The sequence below is a fragment of the Achromobacter pulmonis genome (assembly GCF_902859765.1).
Taxonomy (GTDB): Bacteria; Pseudomonadota; Gammaproteobacteria; order Burkholderiales; family Burkholderiaceae_B; genus Achromobacter; species Achromobacter pulmonis.
Genome location: NZ_CADIJV010000011.1, coordinates 44,308 through 65,532 on the forward strand (window position 1 = coordinate 44,308; position 21,225 = coordinate 65,532).

General features: G+C 63.2%; 32 protein-coding genes. 7 read left to right on the forward strand and 25 right to left on the reverse strand.

The window, feature by feature from the left end; genetic code table 11:
- Positions 1-29 precede the first annotated feature (29 nt).
- The 18 genes from HV701_RS11555 to HV701_RS11640 all read right to left on the reverse strand — a co-directional run bounded on the left by HV701_RS11555 (position 30) and on the right by HV701_RS11640 (position 9,609).
- Positions 30-1,016: a DNA-directed RNA polymerase subunit alpha gene (locus HV701_RS11555; protein ID WP_006216514.1), complete on the reverse strand. Its 987-nt coding sequence runs from the start codon at positions 1,014-1,016 to the stop codon at positions 30-32.
- Positions 1,017-1,231: 215 nt separating this feature from the next.
- Positions 1,232-1,855, reverse strand: coding sequence for a 30S ribosomal protein S4 (gene rpsD, locus HV701_RS11560; RefSeq protein WP_175133196.1), 624 nt, complete (start codon positions 1,853-1,855; stop codon positions 1,232-1,234).
- Positions 1,856-1,866: 11 nt separating this feature from the next.
- Complete coding sequence (gene rpsK / locus HV701_RS11565) at positions 1,867-2,268, reverse strand: 30S ribosomal protein S11 (protein ID WP_006216516.1); 402 nt, start codon at positions 2,266-2,268, stop codon at positions 1,867-1,869.
- A gap of 15 nt (positions 2,269-2,283) precedes the next feature.
- Positions 2,284-2,649, reverse strand: coding sequence for a 30S ribosomal protein S13 (gene rpsM / locus HV701_RS11570; protein ID WP_006389632.1), 366 nt, complete (start codon positions 2,647-2,649; stop codon positions 2,284-2,286).
- Positions 2,650-2,692: 43 nt separating this feature from the next.
- Complete coding sequence (gene rpmJ, locus HV701_RS11575) at positions 2,693-2,806, reverse strand: 50S ribosomal protein L36 (protein ID WP_003806928.1); 114 nt, start codon at positions 2,804-2,806, stop codon at positions 2,693-2,695.
- 34 nt (positions 2,807-2,840) lie between these two features.
- A complete protein-coding gene (gene infA, locus HV701_RS11580) occupies positions 2,841-3,059 on the reverse strand; it encodes a translation initiation factor IF-1 (protein WP_003806927.1) in 219 nt (72 codons plus the stop codon).
- A gap of 7 nt (positions 3,060-3,066) precedes the next feature.
- Positions 3,067-4,392, reverse strand: a complete 1,326-nt coding sequence (gene secY / locus HV701_RS11585) for a preprotein translocase subunit SecY (protein ID WP_006389630.1) — start codon at positions 4,390-4,392, stop codon at positions 3,067-3,069.
- A 14-nt stretch (positions 4,393-4,406) separates the two neighbouring features.
- Positions 4,407-4,847, reverse strand: coding sequence for a 50S ribosomal protein L15 (gene rplO, locus HV701_RS11590; protein WP_020925824.1), 441 nt, complete (start codon positions 4,845-4,847; stop codon positions 4,407-4,409).
- A 9-nt stretch (positions 4,848-4,856) separates the two neighbouring features.
- Positions 4,857-5,042: a 50S ribosomal protein L30 gene (gene rpmD, locus HV701_RS11595; protein WP_175133197.1), complete on the reverse strand. Its 186-nt coding sequence runs from the start codon at positions 5,040-5,042 to the stop codon at positions 4,857-4,859.
- A 3-nt stretch (positions 5,043-5,045) separates the two neighbouring features.
- A complete protein-coding gene (rpsE, locus tag HV701_RS11600; protein WP_006216521.1) occupies positions 5,046-5,567 on the reverse strand; it encodes a 30S ribosomal protein S5 in 522 nt (173 codons plus the stop codon).
- 15 nt (positions 5,568-5,582) lie between these two features.
- Positions 5,583-5,948: a 50S ribosomal protein L18 gene (gene rplR / locus HV701_RS11605; RefSeq protein WP_175133198.1), complete on the reverse strand. Its 366-nt coding sequence runs from the start codon at positions 5,946-5,948 to the stop codon at positions 5,583-5,585.
- 21 nt (positions 5,949-5,969) lie between these two features.
- Positions 5,970-6,503, reverse strand: coding sequence for a 50S ribosomal protein L6 (gene rplF, locus HV701_RS11610; protein ID WP_175133199.1), 534 nt, complete (start codon positions 6,501-6,503; stop codon positions 5,970-5,972).
- A gap of 12 nt (positions 6,504-6,515) precedes the next feature.
- Positions 6,516-6,911, reverse strand: coding sequence for a 30S ribosomal protein S8 (gene rpsH / locus HV701_RS11615; RefSeq protein WP_175133200.1), 396 nt, complete (start codon positions 6,909-6,911; stop codon positions 6,516-6,518).
- A gap of 10 nt (positions 6,912-6,921) precedes the next feature.
- The gene (gene rpsN / locus HV701_RS11620) at positions 6,922-7,227 is read right to left on the reverse strand and encodes a 30S ribosomal protein S14 (RefSeq protein WP_006227037.1); all 306 of its coding nucleotides are present in this window, start codon (positions 7,225-7,227) and stop codon (positions 6,922-6,924) included.
- 12 nt (positions 7,228-7,239) lie between these two features.
- Positions 7,240-7,779, reverse strand: a complete 540-nt coding sequence (gene rplE, locus HV701_RS11625; RefSeq protein WP_006389624.1) for a 50S ribosomal protein L5 — start codon at positions 7,777-7,779, stop codon at positions 7,240-7,242.
- 12 nt (positions 7,780-7,791) lie between these two features.
- On the reverse strand, positions 7,792-8,112 hold the full coding sequence (rplX, locus tag HV701_RS11630) for a 50S ribosomal protein L24 (RefSeq protein ID WP_006389623.1): 321 nt from the start codon (positions 8,110-8,112) through the stop codon (positions 7,792-7,794).
- Between the two features lie 11 nt (positions 8,113-8,123).
- Complete coding sequence (gene rplN / locus HV701_RS11635) at positions 8,124-8,492, reverse strand: 50S ribosomal protein L14 (RefSeq protein WP_006216531.1); 369 nt, start codon at positions 8,490-8,492, stop codon at positions 8,124-8,126.
- A 352-nt stretch (positions 8,493-8,844) separates the two neighbouring features.
- Positions 8,845-9,609, reverse strand: coding sequence for an aspartyl/asparaginyl beta-hydroxylase domain-containing protein (locus HV701_RS11640; RefSeq protein WP_175133201.1), 765 nt, complete (start codon positions 9,607-9,609; stop codon positions 8,845-8,847).
- Between the two features lie 190 nt (positions 9,610-9,799).
- Between HV701_RS11640 and HV701_RS11645 the strand changes: the two genes are divergently transcribed.
- A complete protein-coding gene (locus HV701_RS11645) occupies positions 9,800-11,227 on the forward strand; it encodes an NAD-dependent succinate-semialdehyde dehydrogenase (RefSeq protein ID WP_175133202.1) in 1,428 nt (475 codons plus the stop codon).
- Between the two features lie 63 nt (positions 11,228-11,290).
- On the opposite strand, the gene HV701_RS11650 is transcribed toward HV701_RS11645, so the two are convergent.
- A complete protein-coding gene (locus HV701_RS11650) occupies positions 11,291-12,253 on the reverse strand; it encodes an AraC-like ligand-binding domain-containing protein (RefSeq protein WP_175133203.1) in 963 nt (320 codons plus the stop codon).
- A 164-nt stretch (positions 12,254-12,417) separates the two neighbouring features.
- On the opposite strand from HV701_RS11650, the gene HV701_RS11655 reads away from it, so the two are divergent.
- The 6 genes from HV701_RS11655 to HV701_RS11680 are packed head-to-tail and all read left to right on the forward strand — an operon-like array spanning position 12,418 to position 18,118.
- Positions 12,418-13,314 (forward strand): alpha/beta fold hydrolase, encoded by an 897-nt coding sequence (locus HV701_RS11655; RefSeq protein WP_175133204.1) that lies wholly within the window; start codon positions 12,418-12,420, stop codon positions 13,312-13,314.
- Between the two features lie 16 nt (positions 13,315-13,330).
- Positions 13,331-14,503 carry a substrate-binding domain-containing protein gene (locus tag HV701_RS11660; protein WP_175133205.1) on the forward strand — a complete coding sequence of 391 codons (1,173 nt, stop codon included), beginning with the start codon at positions 13,331-13,333 and terminating at the stop codon, positions 14,501-14,503.
- A 12-nt stretch (positions 14,504-14,515) separates the two neighbouring features.
- Complete coding sequence (locus HV701_RS11665) at positions 14,516-15,286, forward strand: ABC transporter ATP-binding protein (RefSeq protein ID WP_175133206.1); 771 nt, start codon at positions 14,516-14,518, stop codon at positions 15,284-15,286.
- Positions 15,283-16,035 carry an ABC transporter ATP-binding protein gene (locus HV701_RS11670; RefSeq protein ID WP_175133207.1) on the forward strand — a complete coding sequence of 251 codons (753 nt, stop codon included), beginning with the start codon at positions 15,283-15,285 and terminating at the stop codon, positions 16,033-16,035. The genes HV701_RS11665 and HV701_RS11670 overlap by 4 nt, the downstream gene beginning before the upstream one ends.
- Positions 16,032-17,042 (forward strand): branched-chain amino acid ABC transporter permease, encoded by a 1,011-nt coding sequence (locus HV701_RS11675; protein WP_175133208.1) that lies wholly within the window; start codon positions 16,032-16,034, stop codon positions 17,040-17,042. The genes HV701_RS11670 and HV701_RS11675 overlap by 4 nt, the downstream gene beginning before the upstream one ends.
- An 11-nt stretch (positions 17,043-17,053) precedes the next feature.
- Positions 17,054-18,118, forward strand: coding sequence for a branched-chain amino acid ABC transporter permease (locus HV701_RS11680; RefSeq protein ID WP_175133209.1), 1,065 nt, complete (start codon positions 17,054-17,056; stop codon positions 18,116-18,118).
- 51 nt (positions 18,119-18,169) lie between these two features.
- Here HV701_RS11680 and HV701_RS11685 read toward each other — a convergent pair whose 3' ends face one another.
- From HV701_RS11685 to rpsC, 6 genes are all read right to left on the reverse strand, one after another.
- Positions 18,170-18,703, reverse strand: coding sequence for a hypothetical protein (locus tag HV701_RS11685; protein WP_175133210.1), 534 nt, complete (start codon positions 18,701-18,703; stop codon positions 18,170-18,172).
- 169 nt (positions 18,704-18,872) lie between these two features.
- The gene (locus HV701_RS11690; protein ID WP_236755454.1) at positions 18,873-19,412 is read right to left on the reverse strand and encodes a hypothetical protein; all 540 of its coding nucleotides are present in this window, start codon (positions 19,410-19,412) and stop codon (positions 18,873-18,875) included.
- A gap of 109 nt (positions 19,413-19,521) precedes the next feature.
- The gene (rpsQ, locus tag HV701_RS11695) at positions 19,522-19,803 is read right to left on the reverse strand and encodes a 30S ribosomal protein S17 (protein WP_175133211.1); all 282 of its coding nucleotides are present in this window, start codon (positions 19,801-19,803) and stop codon (positions 19,522-19,524) included.
- Positions 19,804-19,805: 2 nt separating this feature from the next.
- Positions 19,806-19,997 (reverse strand): 50S ribosomal protein L29, encoded by a 192-nt coding sequence (gene rpmC / locus HV701_RS11700; protein WP_003806912.1) that lies wholly within the window; start codon positions 19,995-19,997, stop codon positions 19,806-19,808.
- A 13-nt stretch (positions 19,998-20,010) separates the two neighbouring features.
- A complete protein-coding gene (gene rplP, locus HV701_RS11705) occupies positions 20,011-20,427 on the reverse strand; it encodes a 50S ribosomal protein L16 (RefSeq protein ID WP_006389610.1) in 417 nt (138 codons plus the stop codon).
- Positions 20,428-20,429: 2 nt separating this feature from the next.
- Positions 20,430-21,221: a 30S ribosomal protein S3 gene (gene rpsC, locus HV701_RS11710; RefSeq protein ID WP_006389609.1), complete on the reverse strand. Its 792-nt coding sequence runs from the start codon at positions 21,219-21,221 to the stop codon at positions 20,430-20,432.
- Positions 21,222-21,225 lie beyond the last annotated feature (4 nt).

A 21,225-nucleotide genomic window follows, 5' to 3' on the forward strand; every position in this document is an offset into this window, starting at 1 on the left:
CCTGCGACAGGGGCGCCACCCTTCAAGACTTACGGACGCTCCAGGCCCAGGGGGGGCCAGTTTTCGAGCTTCATGCCCAGCGTCAGGCCGCGCGCGGCCAGAACTTCCTTGATCTCGTTGAGCGACTTGCGACCCAGGTTCGGGGTCTTGAGCAGTTCGTTCTCGGTACGCTGGATCAGGTCGCCGATGTAGTAGATGTTTTCGGCCTTCAGGCAGTTGGCCGAACGCACGGTCAGTTCCAGGTCGTCGACCGGACGCAGCAGAACCGGGTCGATCTGCGGCGTGCCGCGGACCGGGGCTTCGTACGAATCGCCGGCGCCTTCCAGGGCGGCGAAGACCGAGATCTGGTCCATCAGGATGCGGGCCGACTGGCGCACCGCTTCCTCGGGCGAGATGACGCCGTTGGTTTCGATGTCCAGGACCAGCTTGTCCAGGTCGGTGCGCTGTTCCACGCGGGCACTTTCAACCGCGTAGCTGACGCGACGGACCGGGCTGAACGAAGCGTCCAGCACGATGCGGCCGATGGTGTGGGTGCGGTCTTCCGACAGCGCGCGCACGTTGCCCGGCACGTAACCGCGGCCCTTTTCGACCTTGATCTGCATTTCCAGCTTGCCCGCGTCCGTCAGGTTGCAGATGGCATGGCCGGGGTTGATGATCTCGACGTCGTGCGGCAGCTCGATGTCGCTGGCCAGCACGGTGCCGGCGCCGGTCTTGCGCAGGACCAGGGTGACTTCGTCACGGTTGTGCAGCTTGAAGACCACGCCCTTCAGGTTCAGCAGGATGTCGACGACATCTTCGCGAACGCCCGGGATGGTCGAGTATTCGTGCACCACGCCCGTCATCTGGACTTCGGTCGGCGCGTAGCCGGTCATCGAGGACAGCAGGATGCGGCGCAAGGCGTTGCCCAGCGTATGGCCGTAGCCGCGCTCGAACGGCTCCATCACGATCTTGGCATGGTGGGTGCCGACCGGTTCGACTTCAATGGAGCGCGGCTTCAGGAAACCTTGAGTGGACATGTACTGTGTTCCTTTTCAATACCCTCGGCTCGTTACACCGATAAGGCTGATGGACAGGGTGATACGTGAAACGCGGACGGCGCAAAACCGCCGGCCGATACTTACCGCAAAGCCCGCCCCGCCAAAAGGCGGAAAGCGGGCTGCTGCGAGACTTGCAAACCGGTCGCGAAACCAGCGAGCCAGCGACCTTGCGAAGGAGGCGCCGGCAGGCGTGATTAACGCGAGTACAGTTCGACGACCATCGATTCGTTGATGTCGCGAGCGACGTCAGCGCGATCGGGGACCGACTTGAACGTGCCGGCCAGCTTGGTCGTGTCGACTTCCACCCACTGGGGCATGCCGATGCTGGTAGCCAGGTCGAGCGATTCCTTGATACGGCCTTGCTTCTTGGCCTTTTCGCGGATCGAGATGACGTCGCCAGCCTTGACCAGCATCGAAGCGATGTCGGCGGTGTGGCCGTTCAGTTCGATGGCGCGGTGGCTCACCAGCTGGCGAGCTTCGGCGCGGGTCGAGCCGAAGCCCATGCGGTAGACGACGTTGTCCAGGCGCGATTCCAGCAGCTGGATCAGCGTTTCGCCGGTGTTGCCACGGCGACGCTCGGCTTCAGCGAAGTACTTGCGGAATTGCTTTTCCAGCACGCCGTACATGCGCTTGAGCTTTTGCTTTTCGCGCAGCTGCAGGCCGTAGTCGGAAGTGCGGGCACCCGAAGTGCGGCCGTGTTGGCCAGGCTTGGAATCCAGCTTGCACTTGGAATCCAGCGAGCGGCGGGCGCTCTTCAGGAACAGGTCAGTACCCTCGCGGCGCGAGAGCTTGCATTTGGGTCCAATATAACGTGCCATGTGGATTCCCTTTAGATACGACGACGCTTCGGCGGACGGCAGCCGTTGTGCGGAACGGGCGTGATGTCGGCGATGGACGAGATCTTGATGCCCAGCGCGTTCAGCGCGCGGACCGACGACTCACGGCCGGGGCCGGGGCCCTTGATACGCACTTCCAGCGTCTTGATGCCGTATTCCAGCGCAACGCGGCCAGCCGTTTCGGCGGCGACCTGCGCAGCGAACGGAGTCGACTTGCGCGAACCCTTGAAGCCCGCACCGCCCGACGTGGCCCACGACAAAGCGTTGCCCTGACGGTCGGTGATGGTGATGATGGTGTTGTTGAACGAAGCGTGAACGTGCGCGATGCCGTCCGAGACGTTCTTCTTGACCTTTTTGCGCACGCGCGAAGCGCCGCTGGTGGAAGCTTTCGCCATAATCCAGTTCCTCGATTATTTCTTCAGGGACGCAGCAGCACGACGCGGGCCCTTGCGGGTGCGAGCGTTGGTGCGAGTGCGCTGGCCGCGCACGGGCAGGCCGCGCTTGTGGCGCATGCCGCGGTAAGTTCCCAGGTCGATCAAACGCTTGATCGAGAGCTGCACTTCACGACGCAGGTCACCTTCGACCGTGAACACACCAACGTGTTCACGGACGCGTTCCAGTTCAGCGTCGCTCAGATCCTTGACCTTTTTGTCAAACGGGACGTTAGCCGCTTCGCAGATCTTGCGAGCGCGCGTACGACCGATGCCAAAAATGGCGGTCAGGCCGATCTCGGCGTGCTGATGCGGCGGAATGTTAATGCCAGCAATACGGGCCATGACTGTTCCTTGAATAAATCCGTTGCGTAGTCGCTAACCCGAGTTAGCCTTGACGCTGCTTGTGACGCGGGTCGGTGCAGATAACGCGCACCACGCCGTGACGTTTGATAACTTTGCAGTTGCGGCAGATCCGCTTAACCGATGCCATTACTTTCATGGTTGACTCCTAATTTTCCGTAATCCGGTTTCGCTCACTTGGAGCGGAAAACAATCCTGGCTCGCGTCAGATCATAGGGCGTGAGCTCCACTGTGACCTTGTCACCCGGCAGGATCCGGATGTAATGCATACGCATCTTGCCGGAAATATGGCCCAACACCACGTGGCCGTTTTCGAGCTTGACGCGAAATGTCGCGTTCGGGAGGTTCTCAAGAACCTCCCCTTGCATCTGAATGACGTCGTCCTTGGACATCTTTTGCTTACCGCATCGGCAAACCCGCGCCCTTGAAGTTGGCCTTCTTGAGCAACGAGTCGTACTGGTGAGACATCATGTAGGCCTGGACCTGCGCCATGAAATCCATCGTCACCACCACAATAATCAACAGAGACGTACCACCGAAGTAGAAGGGAACGTTCCACCGCATCACCAGGAATTCCGGCAACAGGCACACCAACGTGATGTAGATGGCACCTGCGAGCGTCAGACGCATCAGGATCTTGTCGATGTAGCGGGCCGTCTGTTCGCCCGGACGGATGCCCGGAACAAACGCACCACTCTTCTTCAGGTTGTCCGCCGTTTCGCGGCTGTTGAACACCAGAGCCGTGTAGAAAAAGCAGAAGAAAATAATCGCGACCGAATACAGCGTGATGTAGAGCGGTTGACGAGGCGACAGGGCCGCAGCCAGGTCGCTAAGCCAGCGCATGTTCTCGCTGCTGGAGAACCAGCTCGTGATCGTGGCCGGGAACAGGATGATCGACGACGCGAAGATCGGCGGAATCACCCCGGCCATGTTCAGCTTCAGCGGCAGGTGCGAGCTTTGACCACCGTAGACCTTGTTGCCGACCTGACGCTTGGCGTAGTTCACCGTGATCTTGCGCTGTCCGCGTTCCACGAACACCACAAAAGCGGTAACCAGCACCACCAGGGCCACGATGAACAGTGCCGACAGCACGGACATCGCGTTGGTGCGAACCAGGTCCAACAGTGCAGCCAGCGCGGCGGGCAGACCCGCAACGATACCTGCGAAGATCAGGATGGAAATCCCGTTGCCGAGACCGCGTTCCGTGATCTGCTCACCCAGCCACATGACGAACATGGTGCCGGTGACCAGGGTCACGACGGTCGTGAAGCGGAACAACATGCCCGGATCGATCACCAGTCCCTGCTGGGACTCAAGCGCAACCGAAATGCCCACAGCCTGCACCAGCGCCAGCACGACCGTGCCGTAGCGGGTGTATTGGGTAATCTTCCGACGGCCGGCCTCGCCCTCTTTCTTGAGCGCTTCCAGCGACGGCACCACCACCGACATCAACTGCATGATGATGGATGCCGAAATGTACGGCATGATCCCCAGGGCAAAAATCGAGAAGCGCGAGAGCGCCCCGCCCGAGAACATGTTGAACAGGCCCAGGATCCCGCCCTGGTTCTGGCGGAACAAGTCCGCCAGCGCGTCCGGGTTGATGCCCGGAACGGGGATGTGTGTACCCAAACGGTAAACCACCAGGGCGAGCACCAAGAACACGAGGCGGCGCTTGAGATCGCCGTACCGCGTTCCGGTTTTACCCAATGCCTGCGCGTTAGCCACTCGTCACCTCGTGATCAAGCAAGCGAGCCGCCCGCGGCTTCGATGGCGGCGCGAGCGCCGGCCGTCGCGGTAATGCCCTTGAGCACCACCTTGCGCGAGAGTTCACCCGACTTGATGACCTTGGCGTAACGAACCGCCTGGCCAATCACGCCAGCCGCCTTCAGCACTTGCACGTCGATTTCGTCGACGGGCACGGCTTGCAGGTCCGACAGACGGACTTCGGCGTACAGGTGCTGACCCAGCGGGGTGAAACCACGCTTGGGCAGGCGACGCTGCAGCGGCATTTGACCGCCTTCGAAGCCAACCTTATGGAAACCGCCCGAGCGCGACTTCTGACCCTTGTGACCACGGCCGGCGGTCTTACCCAGACCCGAACCGATGCCACGGCCGACGCGGCGCTTGGCGTGCTTGCTGCCCTCAGCGGGCTTCAGCGTATTAAGTTGCATATCCGACATGGTGATTCCTTAGGCTTCCGAGACGGAAACGAGATAATCCACCTTACGGATCATCCCACGCACCTCGGGCGTATCGACCAGCACGCGGCTGCTGTTGATACGGCCCAAGCCCAGACCGCGAATCGTGTCACGGTGCGATTGCTTGGTACCGATCACGGAGCGCACGAGGGTCACTTTGATCTGCTTCTGAGCCATGATTTACCCCAGGATCTCTTCGACGGACTTGCCGCGCTTGGCAGCGACGTCCGCCGGGGTCAGGGAGGCGCGCAGGCCGTTCAACGTGGCGCGAACCATGTTGTAGGGGTTGCTCGAGCCCAGGCTCTTGGCAACCACGTTACGCACACCCATCACTTCGAAAATAGCGCGCATCGGGCCGCCGGCGATGACACCGGTACCTTCTGCAGCGGGCGAAATCAGCACGGTAGCGGCGCCATGCTTGCCGACCACGGTGTGGTGCAGCGTGCCGTTCTTCAGGGCCACCTTGAACATGCCGCGACGGGCCTGTTCCATCGCCTTCTGAACCGACACCGGCACTTCACGCGCCTTGCCCTTGCCCATGCCGACGCGGCCATCGCCATCGCCAACCACGGTCAGCGCGGCAAAGCTCATGGTGCGACCACCCTTGACCACTTTGCTCACGCGGTTGACCGCGATCATCTTTTCGCGGAGGCCGTCATCGTTCTCTTTTTCCGCGGCGTTCTTGCCTTGTACTTTAGCCATTTGACAGATCCTCGCTTAGAACTTCAGGCCGGCTTCACGCGCGGCGTCGGCCAGCGCTTTCACGCGGCCATGGTAACGAAAGCCCGAGCGATCGAAAGCGACCAGTTCGATACCGGCAGCCTTGGCCTTTTCAGCCACGCGCTTGCCAACCAGCGAAGCGGCAGCCTTGTTGCCACCTTGGCCAGACTGGCCAGCCAGCTGGGCGCGCACTTCGGCTTCCACCGTCGAGGCGCTGACCAGAACGCGATCGCCTTCCGGCGAAATGATATTGGCGTAGATGTGCTGGTTCGAGCGGAAAACCGAGAGGCGATGAACGCGCAGCTCGTTGATCTTCCGGCGGGTCGGAACCGCACGACGCAAACGGGAAACTTTTTTGTCCATGATTCGTCCTTGCGTGCGCCGTTATTTCTTCTTGGTTTCTTTGATGACGACGCGTTCGTCCGAGTAACGCACACCCTTGCCCTTGTAGGGTTCGGGTTCGCGGTACGCGCGGATTTCAGCGGCCACCTGGCCGACGACTTGCTTGTTGGAGCCCTTGATGACGATTTCCGTCTGGGTGGGGCACTCGGCCTTGATGCCGGCCGGCAACTTGTGCAAAACGTCGTGCGAGAAACCGAGCTGCAGCTTAACGGCGTCGCCTTGAACCGAGGCGCGGTAACCCACGCCAACCAGGTTCAGCTTGCGCTCGAAACCCTTGCTCACACCGTTGACCATGTTGGCCACCAGCGCGCGCAGGGTACCCGACATGGCGTTGGCGTGACGGCTTTCGTTGGCGGCGGCAAACGTCAGCTTGCCGTTGTCCAACTGGATCGTGACGTCGCCGGTCAGGGCTTGGGTCAGGGAGCCCAACGGGCCCTTGACGATGATCTGATCCTGCTTGATGTCGGCTTCGACACCTTTGGGCAGGTCGACCGGATACTTAGCGATACGTGACATTCGAATTTCTCCTTAGGCCACGTAGCACAGCACTTCGCCGCCGACACCGTTGGCGCGAGCCTTACGGTCGGTCATGACGCCGCGCGAGGTCGACACGATAGCCACGCCCAGGCCGTTCATGACCTGAGGAATGCTGGTACGGCCCTTGTAGATACGCAGACCGGGGCGCGAGACGCGTTCGATGCGCTCGATGACCGGACGGCCGGCGTAGTACTTCAGGGTGATCTCGAGCTCAGGCTTGGCCTGGGTGCCCTTGATTTCGAAGCCGTCGATGTAGCCTTCGTCCTTCAGCACAGCGGCAATGGCCGCCTTCAGCTTCGAGGAAGGCATGCTCACCGTAGCTTTGTCCACTTGCTGCGCATTGCGAATGCGGGTCAGCATATCGGCGATGGGATCGCTCATGCTCATATTCTTTCTCCTACCAGCTGGCCTTGGTGATGCCGGGGATTTCACCCTTCATCGCCATTTCACGCAGTTTGTGGCGCGTCAGGCCGAACTTGCGGAACACACCGCGCGGACGACCGGTGACCACGCAACGGTTACGTTGACGCGTCGGGTTGGCATTGCGCGGCAGCTGTTGCAGCTTGAGCCGAGCTTGGTAACGTTCTTCGTCGGTCTTCGACTGGTCGTCGATGATCGACTTCAACTCAGCGCGCTTGGCGGCGAACTTGTCAGCCAGCTTGGCGCGCTTGATGTCGCGATTGATGAGGGAAAGTTTAGCCACGTCATCAGCCCCTTAGTTACGGAACGGGAAGCTGAAGGCCGTCAACAGCGCCTTGGCTTCTTCGTCGGTCTTCGCGGTGGTGGTGATGCTGATGTTCAGCCCACGCAGCGCGTCGATCTTGTCGTACTCGATTTCGGGGAAAATGATCTGCTCTTTCACCCCGATGTTGTAGTTGCCACGGCCGTCGAACGCACGACCCGAGATCCCGCGGAAGTCGCGCACGCGAGGCAGCGCAACCGCCACCAGGCGATCCAGGAATTCGTACATGCGTTGACCACGCAGCGTGACCATGCAACCGATCGGGTAGTTTTCGCGGATCTTGAAACCGGCGATAGCCTTCTTGGTCTTGGTCACGACAGGCTTTTGGCCAGCGATCTTGGTCAGGTCCGAGACGGCGTGCTCGATGACCTTCTTGTCGGCGACGGCTTCCGAGACACCCATGTTCAGGGTGATCTTGGTGATGCGCGGCACTTCCATGGCGCTCTTGTAGCCGAACTTGGCCTGCAGGTCGCCAGCGACCTTGCTCTTGTAGAAATCTTGCAAACGAGACATGTCTATCGCCCCTTACGCCTTGGCGCCGACAACGGCACCATTGGAACGGAACACGCGAACCTTGCGGCCTTCGACTTCTTGCACGCCCACGCGGTCGCCACGACCGGTGGCGGGATTGAAGAGCGCCACATTCGAGATGTGGATCGGCATGGTCTTTTCGACGATGCCACCCGGGTTGTTGGCCATCGGGTTGGCTTTCACGTGCTTCTTGACGACGTTGACGCCTTCGACCAGAACGTGGTCGGCATCGACGCGCGCCAGCACGGTGCCGCGACGCTTCTTGTCGCGGCCGGTCAGGACGATGACTTCGTCGCCTTTACGAATGTTGTTCATCGTAGGGCTCCTTACAGCACTTCCGGGGCCAGCGACACGATCTTCATGAACTTCTCGGTACGCAGTTCACGCGTAACGGGTCCGAAGATGCGGGTGCCGATGGGCTCCAGCTTGGCATTGAGCAACACGGCGGCATTGCCACCGAAACGAATCAGCGAACCGTCCTTACGGCGCACGCCCTTGGCGGTACGAACCACCACGGCATTGTAAATTTCGCCTTTCTTGACGCGTCCGCGCGGAGCCGCATCTTTGACGCTCACCTTGATGATGTCGCCGATACCGGCATAACGGCGCTTGGAGCCACCGAGCACCTTAATGCACATGACATGACGCGCACCAGTGTTATCGGCCACGTCCAGCGTGGTCTGCATTTGGATCATGATTTTTCCTGTTCCAACTTAACTGGAAATACGGTTTTCCCCAAAAAAGGGAACACTGCAATTCCTGCCAGTTTTGGTCCCGTCAGGTCAGCCGCCCTGCTTTGTTGTTGGCTGGTGCATCGAGCTTTCGCCTCGAAGACCATCAACCGGTGGCAACGCAACGACCCTGGGTTGAAATCCTGCGGGTATTCCCCCAACACGCTGGCCCGGCTAGTTCCAGGCCAATCGACAATCTGGGAAAGCTGACCATTCTAGCCTGGTTATATTTTGAGCGCAAGTCCTTTCGTGCAGAGTGAGCAAATACGCCACAGCGCCTGTGGACAACTGCCTGCCGTCCCGCTGGGTGCGACCTTCAGTCCGCCCCCGTTTTATTCTGGTAGTACTTGCGCTCCCAGGCATCGTGGTTGGCCTTGCCTCGGCGAATTTCGTCGGTGAACGGCGCGGCCATCAGCACCAGGCGATTGAGCCATCGGATCGGTGCGCGACAGGGGCGCTCGAAATCGACGAACAGGACCGCCCGCAGGCCGTCAGTGTCGTTATGCACCTGGTGGGGATAGAGATCATCGAACACCACCGCCTCGCCTTCCCTCCAGTGGTAGCGCTCGCCGCCCACCTCGATCCAGCAACGCTCGGCCGGCTCCGGCACCACAAGCCCCAGATGCAGGCGCAGCACCCCGTTGTAGGGTCCGGTATGCAGGGGAATGCGCTTGCCCGGCTCCAGGATGGAAAAGAACGCGGTACGCAGTCCGGGGATGCCGTGCAGCGCCTGGGCGGTTGCCGGGCAGCGGGCCAGGTTGCGGTCCGAACGCAAGCCGTAGCCCATGAAGACAAAGGTCTTCCATTGGTCATCGGAAGTGATCATGCCCACATCTGGGGACAGCTCATGGAAGGAAGGTAGCTGCTCGCGTTCGGCCAGCAAGGCGGTCAGTTCGGCGCGGATGGCGGGCGCCTGGGCCTCCAGTCGCCCCAGCCAGGGAAACTGGCGGTTCTGGAAGATGGGGTGGTCCCCCACCAGGGAGGCCTGCGCGATGCGGTGGCGCAACCAATCGATGAAACGGAAGAAGATGCGGGAATAAGCACTGGGCTGGCTGGGCGGACGCGTATCGACGGGTTGCACAATAGGTATCTACTATAGAGACAGCCAAAGATGCACCATTTTGTCCACCCGGACTCGCGCATGCAAGTGCCTGGCCATTGGCTCCTAGCCAGCGGCGGGGATTGGATCTCCCCGCGGCGTACAAGCTGGTTTAGACTGGCATGGGCGATTGCGATCGCTATCCACTCCTATTTCGCAAGGAAAAACAGGCATGTATGAACAGTTGGCGCTGTATATCGACGGCGAATTCATCGCCGGCGAGGGCAGGCGCACCCAGGACGTCATCAACCCGGCCACGCTGGAAGTGCTAGGCCAGTTGCCCCACGCCACCGAAGCGGATCTGGACCGTGCACTGGCAGCCGCCCAGCGCGCGTTCGAATCCTGGAAGAAATCTTCTCCCATGGATCGTTCCGCCATCCTGCGCAAAGTCGCCACCCTGTCGCGCGAGCGCGCCAAGGAAATCGGCCGCAACATGACGCTGGACCAGGGCAAGCCTCTGGCCGAAGCCGTCGGCGAAGTCACCTCCTGCGCCGAACACGCCGACTGGCACGCCGAGGAATGCCGCCGCATCTACGGCCGCGTGATCCCGCCGCGCAACCCGGACGTGCGCCAGATCGTGGTGCGCGAGCCGATCGGCGTCTGCGCCGCCTTCACGCCCTGGAACTTCCCGTACAACCAGGCTATTCGCAAGATCGCCGCCGCGCTCGGCGCCGGCTGCACGGTCGTGCTCAAGGGCCCCGAAGACTCCCCCAGCGCCGTCATGGCGATCGCCCGCATGTTCCACGACGCCGGCCTGCCCAAGGGCTGCCTGAACATCGTCTGGGGCGAACCGGCCAAGATTTCCGACTACCTGATCCGCTCGCCGATCGTGCGCAAGGTTTCGTTCACTGGTTCCGTGCCGGTGGGCAAGCAGCTGGCCGCGCTGGCCGGCGCCCACATGAAGCGCGTCACCATGGAATTGGGCGGCCACTCGCCGGTGCTGGTGTTCGACGACGCCGACATCGATCGCGCCGCCACCATGCTGGCCAAGTTCAAGGTCCGCAACGCCGGCCAAGTGTGTGTTTCGCCGACCCGCTTCTACGTCCAGAACGGCGCCTACGAGCAGTTCCTGGCGCGCTTTTCCGACGTGCTCAAGAACATCAAGGTCGGCGACGGCCTGGAAGCCGGCACCGACATGGGCCCGCTGGCGCACGAACGCCGCGTGCCCGCCATGAGCGCCTTCATCGACGACGCCAAGAAGCATGGCGGCAAGGTGGTGGTGGGCGGCGGCCCGCTGGATCGCAAGGGCTTCTTCTTCGCCCCCACGGTCGTGACCGACCTGCCCGACAACGCCATGCTGATGACCGAAGAGCCCTTCGGCCCGGTGGCGCCGGTGGTCCGCTTCACCGACACCGATGAGGTGCTGGCGCGCGCCAACAGCCTGCCGTTCGGCCTGTCCTCCTACGTCTTCACCAACTCGCTGCAGACCGCCACCAAAGTCTCCAACGGGCTGGAAGCCGGCATGGTCAACATCAACCATTTCGGCAGCGCGCTGGCCGAGACGCCGTTCGGCGGCATCAAGGACAGCGGCATCGGCAGCGAAGGCGGCCTGGAAACGTTCGACGGCTACCTAGTCACGAAGTACATCACGCACATCTGACCCGCTTGCTTTCGCCACGGGCCGACGGCCCGCTGCGACAAGGCCCGCGCAAGCGGGCCTTTTTCATTGCTGGCCGGCGCGCCACTCACGCGGCGACATGCCGAAGCGGCGCCTGAACAGCCGGCTGAAGTGCGAAGGATGGGCGAACCCGGCCTGGTACGCCAGCTCAGCGATGCCGCGGTGACGCTGCGCCGGGTTCAGCAGCAATTCGCGGCAGCGCTCCAGGCGCTGGTCGAAGACGAAGCTCTCCACCGACAGATCGCCCGCCTGGAACACGCGGTGCAGGTATGCCACCGACAGGCCGCAACCCTGCGCGACCCGTTGCGGAGACAGCGCCGGATCAGCCAGGTGCTGGCGGATGTAGGCCATGGCGCGCTGGCGATGCGCGATCGTCACACTGCTGTCCGCTTGCGAGGCGTGGCCCTGCCCGGGCTGCACCAGGAACAGCACGATCAAGTCGATCAATCGTTCGCCCAGCTCGGCCGCCTCGGCCGGCGACCAGCCTTCGAGCCCCTGGAACAGGTGATCCATGTAGCTGGCCAGCATCGCGCCGCGCGGCGAGCCGTCGTCGACACGCAGCTTGTAAAAGGGACCGATGCGCGAATCGCGCTGCGACAGCGCGCTGCGCGGAAAGGACACGCTCAGGCTGCGGTAGCCATCGGCGCCGAGCGCGGTGGCCTGGTAGGGCAGGCTCTGGTTCATCAGGTACACGCAGCCAGGTTCGACCTGGAATTCACGCCCCTGTTGCCGCACGGCCAGCGGGCCCGCCAACGGCAGGCCGAAGGTATAGAACTCCTGGTCCAACCGCGAAATGTTGCCGGCGGTGCGTTCCAGCCTCTGTCCCTGATAGTGCAGGTCGTTGAACTGAAGACTGGCGCGCCGCACGTAGCGCACATGGCCGGCGAACTGGCCGGCCTGACCGCAATGCACTTCGAACGGTCCGAACGCATCCGAAAGCGCCGCGCGCCATTGTTCGTACCGCTCGGCGCCGGCGATGGCCGAAGTGACGAATTCCGTGTCGGGCATGGCGCGGTCTCCTGGTTCGCGGGCGCGGTAGGTGTTGTTGACCCTGCGTCTACATATTCTTGACTCACCGTGTCGCGGGTGGTCCGGCGCATTGTGGCCGCGCCTCGCGCAAGTCTATAGTCAGCGCCACAAGCATACAACCTGGACAACCCGGGAGGAGACGCATGGCCAACGCGCCCACACAGGCCGCTCGCCACATACCGGCTTCGCGCTATCTGCGCTGCGAGGGCCGCGAGCTGCATTACACCGAATGGGGCGACGCCGACGCCCCCGCGCTCATCATGTGGCACGGCCTGGCCCGTACGGGTCGCGACTTCGACGAACTGGCGCAGGCGCTGGCGGACGACTACCGCATCATCTGCCCCGACACGATTGGCCGCGGCCTGTCGCAATGGAGCCCGGATCCGGTGGCGGAATACCGGCTCGAGTTCTACGCCCTGCTGGCGCGCGCCCTGCTCGACGGCCTCGGCCTGGAACAGGTGCGTTGGGTCGGCACCTCGATGGGTGGCGCTACCGGTATGTACGCGGCGGCCACCACGCTGCGGGACCGCGTCTCGCACCTGGTGGTCAACGACATCGGCCCGTCGCTGCCGCAGCCGGCCATCGACCGCATACTGGCCTATGCCGGCAACCCGCCGGCCTTCGACACGGTCACCGAACTGGAAACCTGGCTGCGCGCCGCCTATAAACCCTATGGCTGGCAGAGCGATGAACAATGGCGGCGCATGGCCGAGACCTCCATGCGCCGCCTGCCCGACGGCCGCGTCACGGCGCACTACGATCCGGCCATCGTCGGCCAGTTCCGGCATCATCCGGCGGACTACGAACGCTGGGCCGAATACGACACGCTGCGCATGCCGCTGCTATTGCTGCGCGGCGCCAACTCCGATCTGCTGCTGCCCGAGATCGCCGACGCCATGACGCGGCGCGGACCGTGCGCACACCGCATCGACTTCCCGGACTGCGGCCATGCGCCGGCCTTGAACGTCGCCCCGCAGATCGACGCCGTTCGCCACTTTCTCGCCACGCCGGCCGCCACCGCTGCCGCCGTCGCACGCTAAGAACAAGGAGACTCCCATGAAACGCATCCTGCTCGCCGCACTGGCCGGCCTGTGCCTGACTTCCACCGCCGTGGCCAAGGACTTCGTCGTGGCGCACGTCTACGACAAGACCGGACCGCTGGAGGCCTACGCCAAACAGACCCAGAACGGCCTGATGCTCGGCCTGGAATACGCCACGCAGGGCACCATGACGGTCGCCGGCCGCAAGATCCGCGTGATCGAGAAAGACAACCAGGGCAAGCCCGACGTTGCCCGCGCCCAACTCGCCTCGGCCTATGCCGACGACGACGCCGACATCGCGGTGGGTCCGACCTCGTCTGGCGTGGCGCTGGCCATGTTGCCGATCGCCGAGGAGTACGAGAAGATCCTGCTGGTCGAACCGGCAGTCGCCGATTCGATCACCGGCGCCAAGTGGAACAAGTACGTCTTCCGCACCGGCCGCAATTCCTCGCAGGACGCCATCGCCAATGCCGTGGCCTTCGACCAGCCCGGCACCTCCATCGCGATGCTGGCGCAGGACTATGCGTTCGGCCGCGACGGCGTCAAGGCCTTCAAGGGCGCGCTCAAGCAGGCCAAGATCGTGCACGAGGAATACCTGCCGGCCAATGCCACCGACTTCACCGCCGGCGCGCAGCGCCTGTTCGATGCGCTCAAGGACCAACCCGGCCGCAAGATCATCTTCATCCTGTGGGCTGGCGCCGGCAATCCGTTCAAGATCGCCGATCTGGATCCGCAGCGCTTCGGCATCGAGATCGCCACCGGCGGCAATACCCTGGCCGCGATGACGCCGCTCAAGTCACTGGCCGGCATGGAAGGCGCGACCTATTACTACTACGGCATCCCCAAGAACCCGATCAACGACTGGCTGGTGGCCGAACACCAGAAGCGCTACGGACAGCCCCCGGATTTCTTCACCGCGGGCGGCATGTCGGCCGGCATCGCCATCGTGACGGCGTTGAACAAGACCGCCGGCAAGAGCGACACCGACACGCTGATCAAGGCGATGGAAGGCATGAGCTTCGACACGCCCAAGGGCAAGATGACCTTCCGTCCGCAAGACCACCAGGCCATGCAGTCGATGTATCACTTCCGCATCAAGAACGACGCCTCGGTGCCGTGGGCGGTGCAGGACCTGGTCAAGGAAATCACGCCCGACCAGATGGCGGTGCCGATCCAGAACAAACGCTGAGCCCTGCCCTTCATGCTGGAAACCCAATCGCTCACGATCCGCTTCGGCGGCCATGTGGCTGTCAACGCGGTGAGCTGCCGCTTCGCCCCGGGCACCCTGACGGCCATCGTCGGGCCCAACGGCGCGGGCAAGACCACTTACTTCAACCTGATCTCGGGCCAGCTGCGTGCCAGCGCCGGATCGGTGCACCTGGACGGCCGCGACCTGACCGGCCTGTCGGCGCCGGCCCGCATGCATGCCGGTCTTGGCCGCGCCTTCCAGCTGACCCAGCTGTTCCCGCGGCTGTCGGTGCGCGAGAATGTCCGGCTGGCGCTGCAATCGCGCCAGCAAGGCCTGAGTTGGCGTCAGATCCGCTTCTGGCGTACCTGGGACGATGATCGCGCGCTGCTGGCGCGCGCCGACGCCCTGCTGGAACGCACCCGGCTCACCTCCCGCCGCGACCAGGCCGCCGCCGACCTGCCCCATGGCGACCAGCGCAAGCTCGAGATCGCCATGTTGATCGCGCTGGAGCCGCAGGTCTTCATGTTCGACGAGCCCACTGCCGGCATGAGCGTGGACGACGTGCCCGTGGTGCTGGACCTGATCCGCGAAATCAAGACCGATCGGTCCAAGACCATTCTGCTGGTGGAACACAAGATGGACGTGGTGCGTGAACTGGCGGACCGCATCGTGGTGCTGCACAACGGCGAGCTGATGGCGGACGGCGATCCGGCCGAGGTGATCGCCTCGCCGATCGTGCAGCAGGCCTATCTGGGCGCCGCCCTGCCGGAGAAAACGACATGAGCGCGGCAGCCTTGTTGGAACTGAAGGATGTGCACACGCACATCGGCGCGTATCACATACTGCACGGTGTGGACCTGTCCGTGCCGGCCGCGGGCGTCACCATGCTGCTGGGCCGCAACGGCGCCGGCAAGACCACTACGCTGCGCACCATCATGGGCCTGTGGAAAGCGACGCAGGGCCATATCGGCTTCGACAGCGCCGCGGTCGGCGGCCCCGGTGTGCGCACCTCGCCGCCGGATATGGCGCGCCTGGGCATCGCCTATGTGCCAGAGAACATGGGCATCTTCGCCGACCTGTCAGTCAAAGAGAACATCCTGCTGGCCGCGCGCCAGGCGCGCAGCGCCGCGCAGTTGGACACCACGCGGCTGGAATGGATCTTCGGCTTCTTCCCCGCGCTGCGGAAATTCTGGCTGTACCCCGCCGGCAAGCTTTCGGGCGGCCAGAAGCAGATGCTGGCCGTTGCTCGCGCCATCATCGAACCACGCCGCCTGCTGCTGGTCGACGAACCCAGCAAGGGCCTGGCGCCCGCCATCATCCAGAACATGATCGACGCCTTCATCGAACTCAAGCAGGCCGCCACCACCATTCTGCTGGTGGAGCAGAACTTCAACTTCGCGCGCCAGGTGGGCGACCACGTCGCCGTCATGGACAACGGCCGCGTGGTGCACGCTGGCGGCATGGCCGACCTGGCGCAGGACGACGCGCTGCAGACGCGCCTGCTGGGCCTGTCGCTGGGAGCGCACCAATGAGCGCCGCCGATCTCGATACGCCGCTGCCGCAGACCCGCGCCGACCTGCGTCCGGTGATGCTGGTACTGGGGCTGGCCGCCATCGCCTTGCCACTGATCGGCTCGTTCTCGACCTGGATGACGCTGACCTTCGCCGGCCTGGCGATGGGCATGATCATCTTCATCGTTGCCTCTGGCATGACGCTGGTGTTCGGCCTGATGGACGTGTTGAACTTCGGCCACGGTTTGTTCATCGCCATCGGCGCCTACATGGCGGCCACGGTGCTCGGCTCGATGTCCGACTGGACCCAGTCCGGCAGCCTGTGGCTCAACCTGGCGGCGGTGCTGCCGGCCATGATCGTCGGCATGCTGGTGGCCGGCGCGGTGGGTGTGGCGTTCGAACGCGTGATCGTGCGGCCGGTCTACGGGCAGCACCTCAAGCAGATTCTCATCACCATGGGCGGCATGATCATCGGTGAAGAGATCATCAAGATGCTGTGGGGTCCGCAGACGCTGTCGCTGCCCCTGCCCGAGGCGTTGCGCGGCGCGCTGCTGGTGGGCGACGCCGCCATCGAGAAGTTCCGCATCGTCGCGCTGGTGGTGGGCGTGGCGGTGCTGGGCGGCATGCTGTGGCTGCTCAACCGCACCAAGCTCGGCCTGTTGATCCGGGCCGGGGTCGAGGACCGCGAGATGGTCGAAAGCCTGGGCTATCGCATCCGCCACCTGTTCGTCGGCGTATTCGTGGCCGGCTCGATGCTGGCCGGGCTGGGCGGCGTGTTGTGGGGACTCTACCAACAGTCCATCGTGCCGCAGCTGGGGGCCCAGGTGAACGTGCTGATCTTCATCGTCATCATGATCGGCGGCCTGGGTTCGACGGTGGGCTGCCTGATCGGCGCGCTGCTGGTCGGATTGATGGCCAACTACACCGGCTTCCTGATGCCCAAAGCGGCGCTGTTCTCGAACATCGCGCTGATGGTCGCCATTCTGCTATGGCGTCCCCAGGGTGTGTACCCGGTCACGAATCGCTAGGAATCGCCTCCATGTCCTTCCGCCTGCTTTCCGGCGATCCCCCGCGCAGCGCGCTGCTGGCGGTCATGCTGATCGCCATTGCCGTCGCGCTCGCCGCCGCGCCTTTCCTGTTTCCCGGCCCCAAGTCGCTGGCGGTGGCGGCCAAGATACTGGTGTTCGTGATCCTGGTCGCCAGCTATGACCTGTTGCTGGGCTACACCGGCATCGTCAGCTTCGCCCACACCATGTTCTTCGGTATCGGCGCCTATGGCGTGGCCATCGCCAGCGTGCGCATGGAGGCGGGCTGGCTCGCGGTACTGACCGGCACGGCCGCCGGCCTCGCCATATCGCTGGTGTTCGCGCTGATCATCGGCCTGGCCAGCCTGCGGGTGCGCGCCATCTTCTACGCCATGATCACATTGGCCGTGGCGGCGGCCTTCCAAACCCTGGTGTCTCAACTGTCTGAGCTGACCGGCGGCGAGGACGGCCTGAGCTTCAAGGTGCCGCAAATGCTGCGTCCTGCCTTCCGGCCATTCTCCGAGCCTGTCTTCGGCATCACGGTCGATGGCCGCATCATCACTTATTACCTGATCGCGGCGGTCTGCGTCGTGCTGTTCCTGATGCTGCTGCGCATCGTCAATTCGCCATTCGGAAGGGTGTTGCAGGCCATTCGCGAAAATCCGTTTCGCGCCGAGGCCATCGGTTATCGCACCGTGCTTTACCGCAGCCTGTCGAACCTGCTGGCGGCGGCCTTCGCCACGCTGGCTGGCGCGCTGTATGCGCTTTGGCTGCGCTACAACGGACCGGACACCTCGCTGTCGTTCGAGATCATGCTCAACATTCTGCTGATGGTGGTGATTGGCGGCATGGGCACCATGTACGGAGCGGTCATCGGCGCCAGCCTGTTCGTGTTCGCGCAAAGCTACCTGCAGGACGGTCTGCATGTGATCCACGATGCGGTCGGCAGCGTGGCGCCGCTGGCGCTGCTGTTCGAGCAGGACCGCTGGCTGCTGTGGCTGGGCATCCTGTTCGTGCTGTCGGTGTATTACTTCCCGAGCGGCGTAGCCGGGCGATTGCGGGAACTGAAGCAACGCTAGCCGCTCGCGCGGGTGCGCCCCACGGAGCACACCCGCGGCCGCGCAGACAAGCTACTTCACGCGGCTGCGCAGGTCATCCACACTGCGCTTGACGTCATCGACACGACGCTGCAGATCATCAATCTTGCGATCTCCGGCGCTGCCTGAGTTGCTCAGTTGCGAAACGCTGCGCGACAGCTTGTCCAGTTCATTCTTCTGGTTATCGACCGCGCGCGTCAGCTTATCGATCTCTCCTTTCTGGCTGTCGCTGCTGCGGCCGCCATCGCCCTGTTTGCGCTCCAGGTCCGCGATCTTCTGAGCCTGCTCGTCCAGCTTGCGGCTCAGGGCGTCGTTCCTGCCACGCAGTTCCTCAAGCGCCTTGGACTGATCGGAGACCTTCTGCATCAACGCTTCCAGGTCGCGCACGTTCGGGCCGGTGCGTAGTCGGCCATCGCTGCCCACCACGAACAACCGGTCATAGGTCGGCCGTTCTACCGACCAGTCCTTCAGCCTGATATCCCAGGCATATGCCGTCGACGCCATCAGCCCCGCGGCAACCAATACGGCCACCCGCGCCAACCCGAGTTTGCTTAGCGATGCACGCATATGTCAGACTCCCGATCCGGTCGATGATGAAGGGCGGATTGCTCTTCCTCGCCCGTTATATCAAGGGCGGAGCCCGAGGACGAGCACTGCCTGCCGGCAGTTGCTTCGTTCGGTTTCAATGCCTACGTCGCCAGGTTCCTGACGACGCCCGTCGGGCCGCGCCGAGAAACTAGCGCGACGCCGGTTTCGGCGCCTCGGCGCCGCGCCGCAGATCGTCGACCCGCCGCTGCATCTGGTCGACGCTGCGTTGCGCCTGGCCGCCGGCCAGTTGCGAGCCGGAGGGCGTGGGCACAAGGGGCGCCATATTCATGGATGCTCCGTTCTTCAACGGCATCATCGCCGGCGGTCGCGGATCCGCCTGCGCCGGTCTCTGCATGAAAAGGCGCTCGAGCATGCGGAGCTGGTCGCGCTGCTGCTGCAGTGCCTGTTCATTGTCCAGCAAGGCCTGTTCGTCTTCATCCTGGGTACCGAAGATCGCGGCGTGATCGCGAGACAGGCCATCGAGCCGCACACGAGGATCTGGTCCCGCATTCAATACGTTGCGGCCGATCGCCGCAGGATCCGGAGCGGGCGTCATCACCCCGGGAGCCCCGGCGCGCCTGCCTGCCATCTCACTGGCCGGCATCGGCGCCTGTGCCCGCGCGGGCACGGCGAACTGCCCGCCAATGCATAGCAGCACGAGCAACGCCACCTTACTGGAACCGTGCATGATGTCCTTAGAATCCCGACGCGATAAAGCTGCCGGACGAAAAAAAACGGCAAGGGCCTGAACCCTTGCCGTTTTACCTCAGAACGGCGAACCGTTCTGAAATCTTCACTTAGATGATACGCGCGGCTTCGACCAGACGCACCACGCTCCACGACTTCGAGCGCGAGATGGGACGGCCTTCAGCGATTTCAACCGTATCGCCTTCGTTGTACTGGTTCGATTCATCGTGCGCCTTGTACTTCGCGGAACGCATGATGATCTTGCCGAAGATGGGGTGCTTGACGCGGCGCTCAACCAGAACGACGACAGTCTTGTCCATCTTGTTGCTGACGACCTTGCCGACCAGCGTACGCTGGCGCTTGGCCACTTGGGTGTTTTGAGTTTCGCTCATCTTTATTTCCCTGCCTTCTCGGTCAGCAAGGTACGCACGCGCGCGATGTCGCGGCGCACGTTACGCAGCTGGCTGGTGTTGGCAAGCTGCTGCGTGGCCTTCTGCATACGCAGACCGAATTGCGCCTTCAGCAGGCTTTCGAGCTCTTTGCCGAGCTCTGCGGCGTCTTTCGAACGGAGTTCGCTGGCTTTCATGTCTTAGTACTCCTTAAGCACCGATATGACGCGCGACGAACGTGGTCGAAATCGGCAACTTGGCAGCGGCCAGGCGGAAAGCTTCACGCGCGAGCTCTTCGCTAACCCCTTCCATTTCGTAGAGCACCTTGCCGGGCTGAATCTCGGCGACCCAGTACTCCGGGTTGCCCTTACCGTTACCCATACGGACTTCGGCAGGTTTTTGCGAGATGGGCTTGTCCGGGAAAATGCGAATCCAGATGCGGCCGCCGCGCTTGATGTGACGGTTGATGGCACGACGAGCGGCTTCGATCTGGCGGGCGGTCAGACGGCCACGGCCGGTGGCCTTCAGACCGAATTCGCCGAACGACACGTGGGTGCCACGGGTCGCCAGACCGGTGTTGCGGCCCTTCTGCTCTTTGCGATACTTTCTGCGAGAGGGTTGCAGCATGGTTATTCTCCTTCAGGCGCCGGAGCAGCGTCCGCCTTGCGGGGACCACGGCCACGACCACCCGGACGACCGGTGCGAGCACCGTCCGGACGATCACCACGCGGAGCGCGGCGCGGACGACGTTCTTCTTCACGCGGGGCGGCGGTTTCCGGCGGCAGTTCGCCGTTGGCCAGCATGTCGCCCTTGTAGACCCAGACCTTGATGCCGATCACGCCGTACGTGGTGTGGGCTTCGGAGGTGCCGTAGTCGATGTTGGCCTTGAGGGTGTGCAGCGGCACACGGCCTTCGCGATACCACTCGGTGCGGGCAATTTCGATACCGTTCAGACGGCCCGAGCTCATGATCTTGATGCCTTGGGCACCCAGACGCATGGCGTTCTGCATCGCGCGCTTCATGGCGCGACGGAACATGATGCGCTTCTCGAGCTGTTGCGAGATCGAGTCGGCGATCAGTTGAGCATCGGTTTCCGGCTTGCGGATTTCTTCGATGTTGACGTGCACGGGCACGCCCATCAGGCGCTGCAGATCAGCCTTCAGGCTTTCGATGTCTTCGCCGCGCTTGCCGATCACCACGCCCGGACGAGCCGAGTAGACGGTGATGCGGGCATTCTTGGCGGGACGCTCGATGATCACGCGACCAACGGAGGCGCTCTTGAGCTTCTTCTTCAGGTACTCGCGGACGCGGATGTCTTCGGCCAGCATGCTGCCGAAGGCCTTGTCGTCGGCGAACCAACGCGAGGACCAATTACGGGTGACCGCGAGACGGAACCCAGTGGGGTGAATTTTCTGACCCATCGTG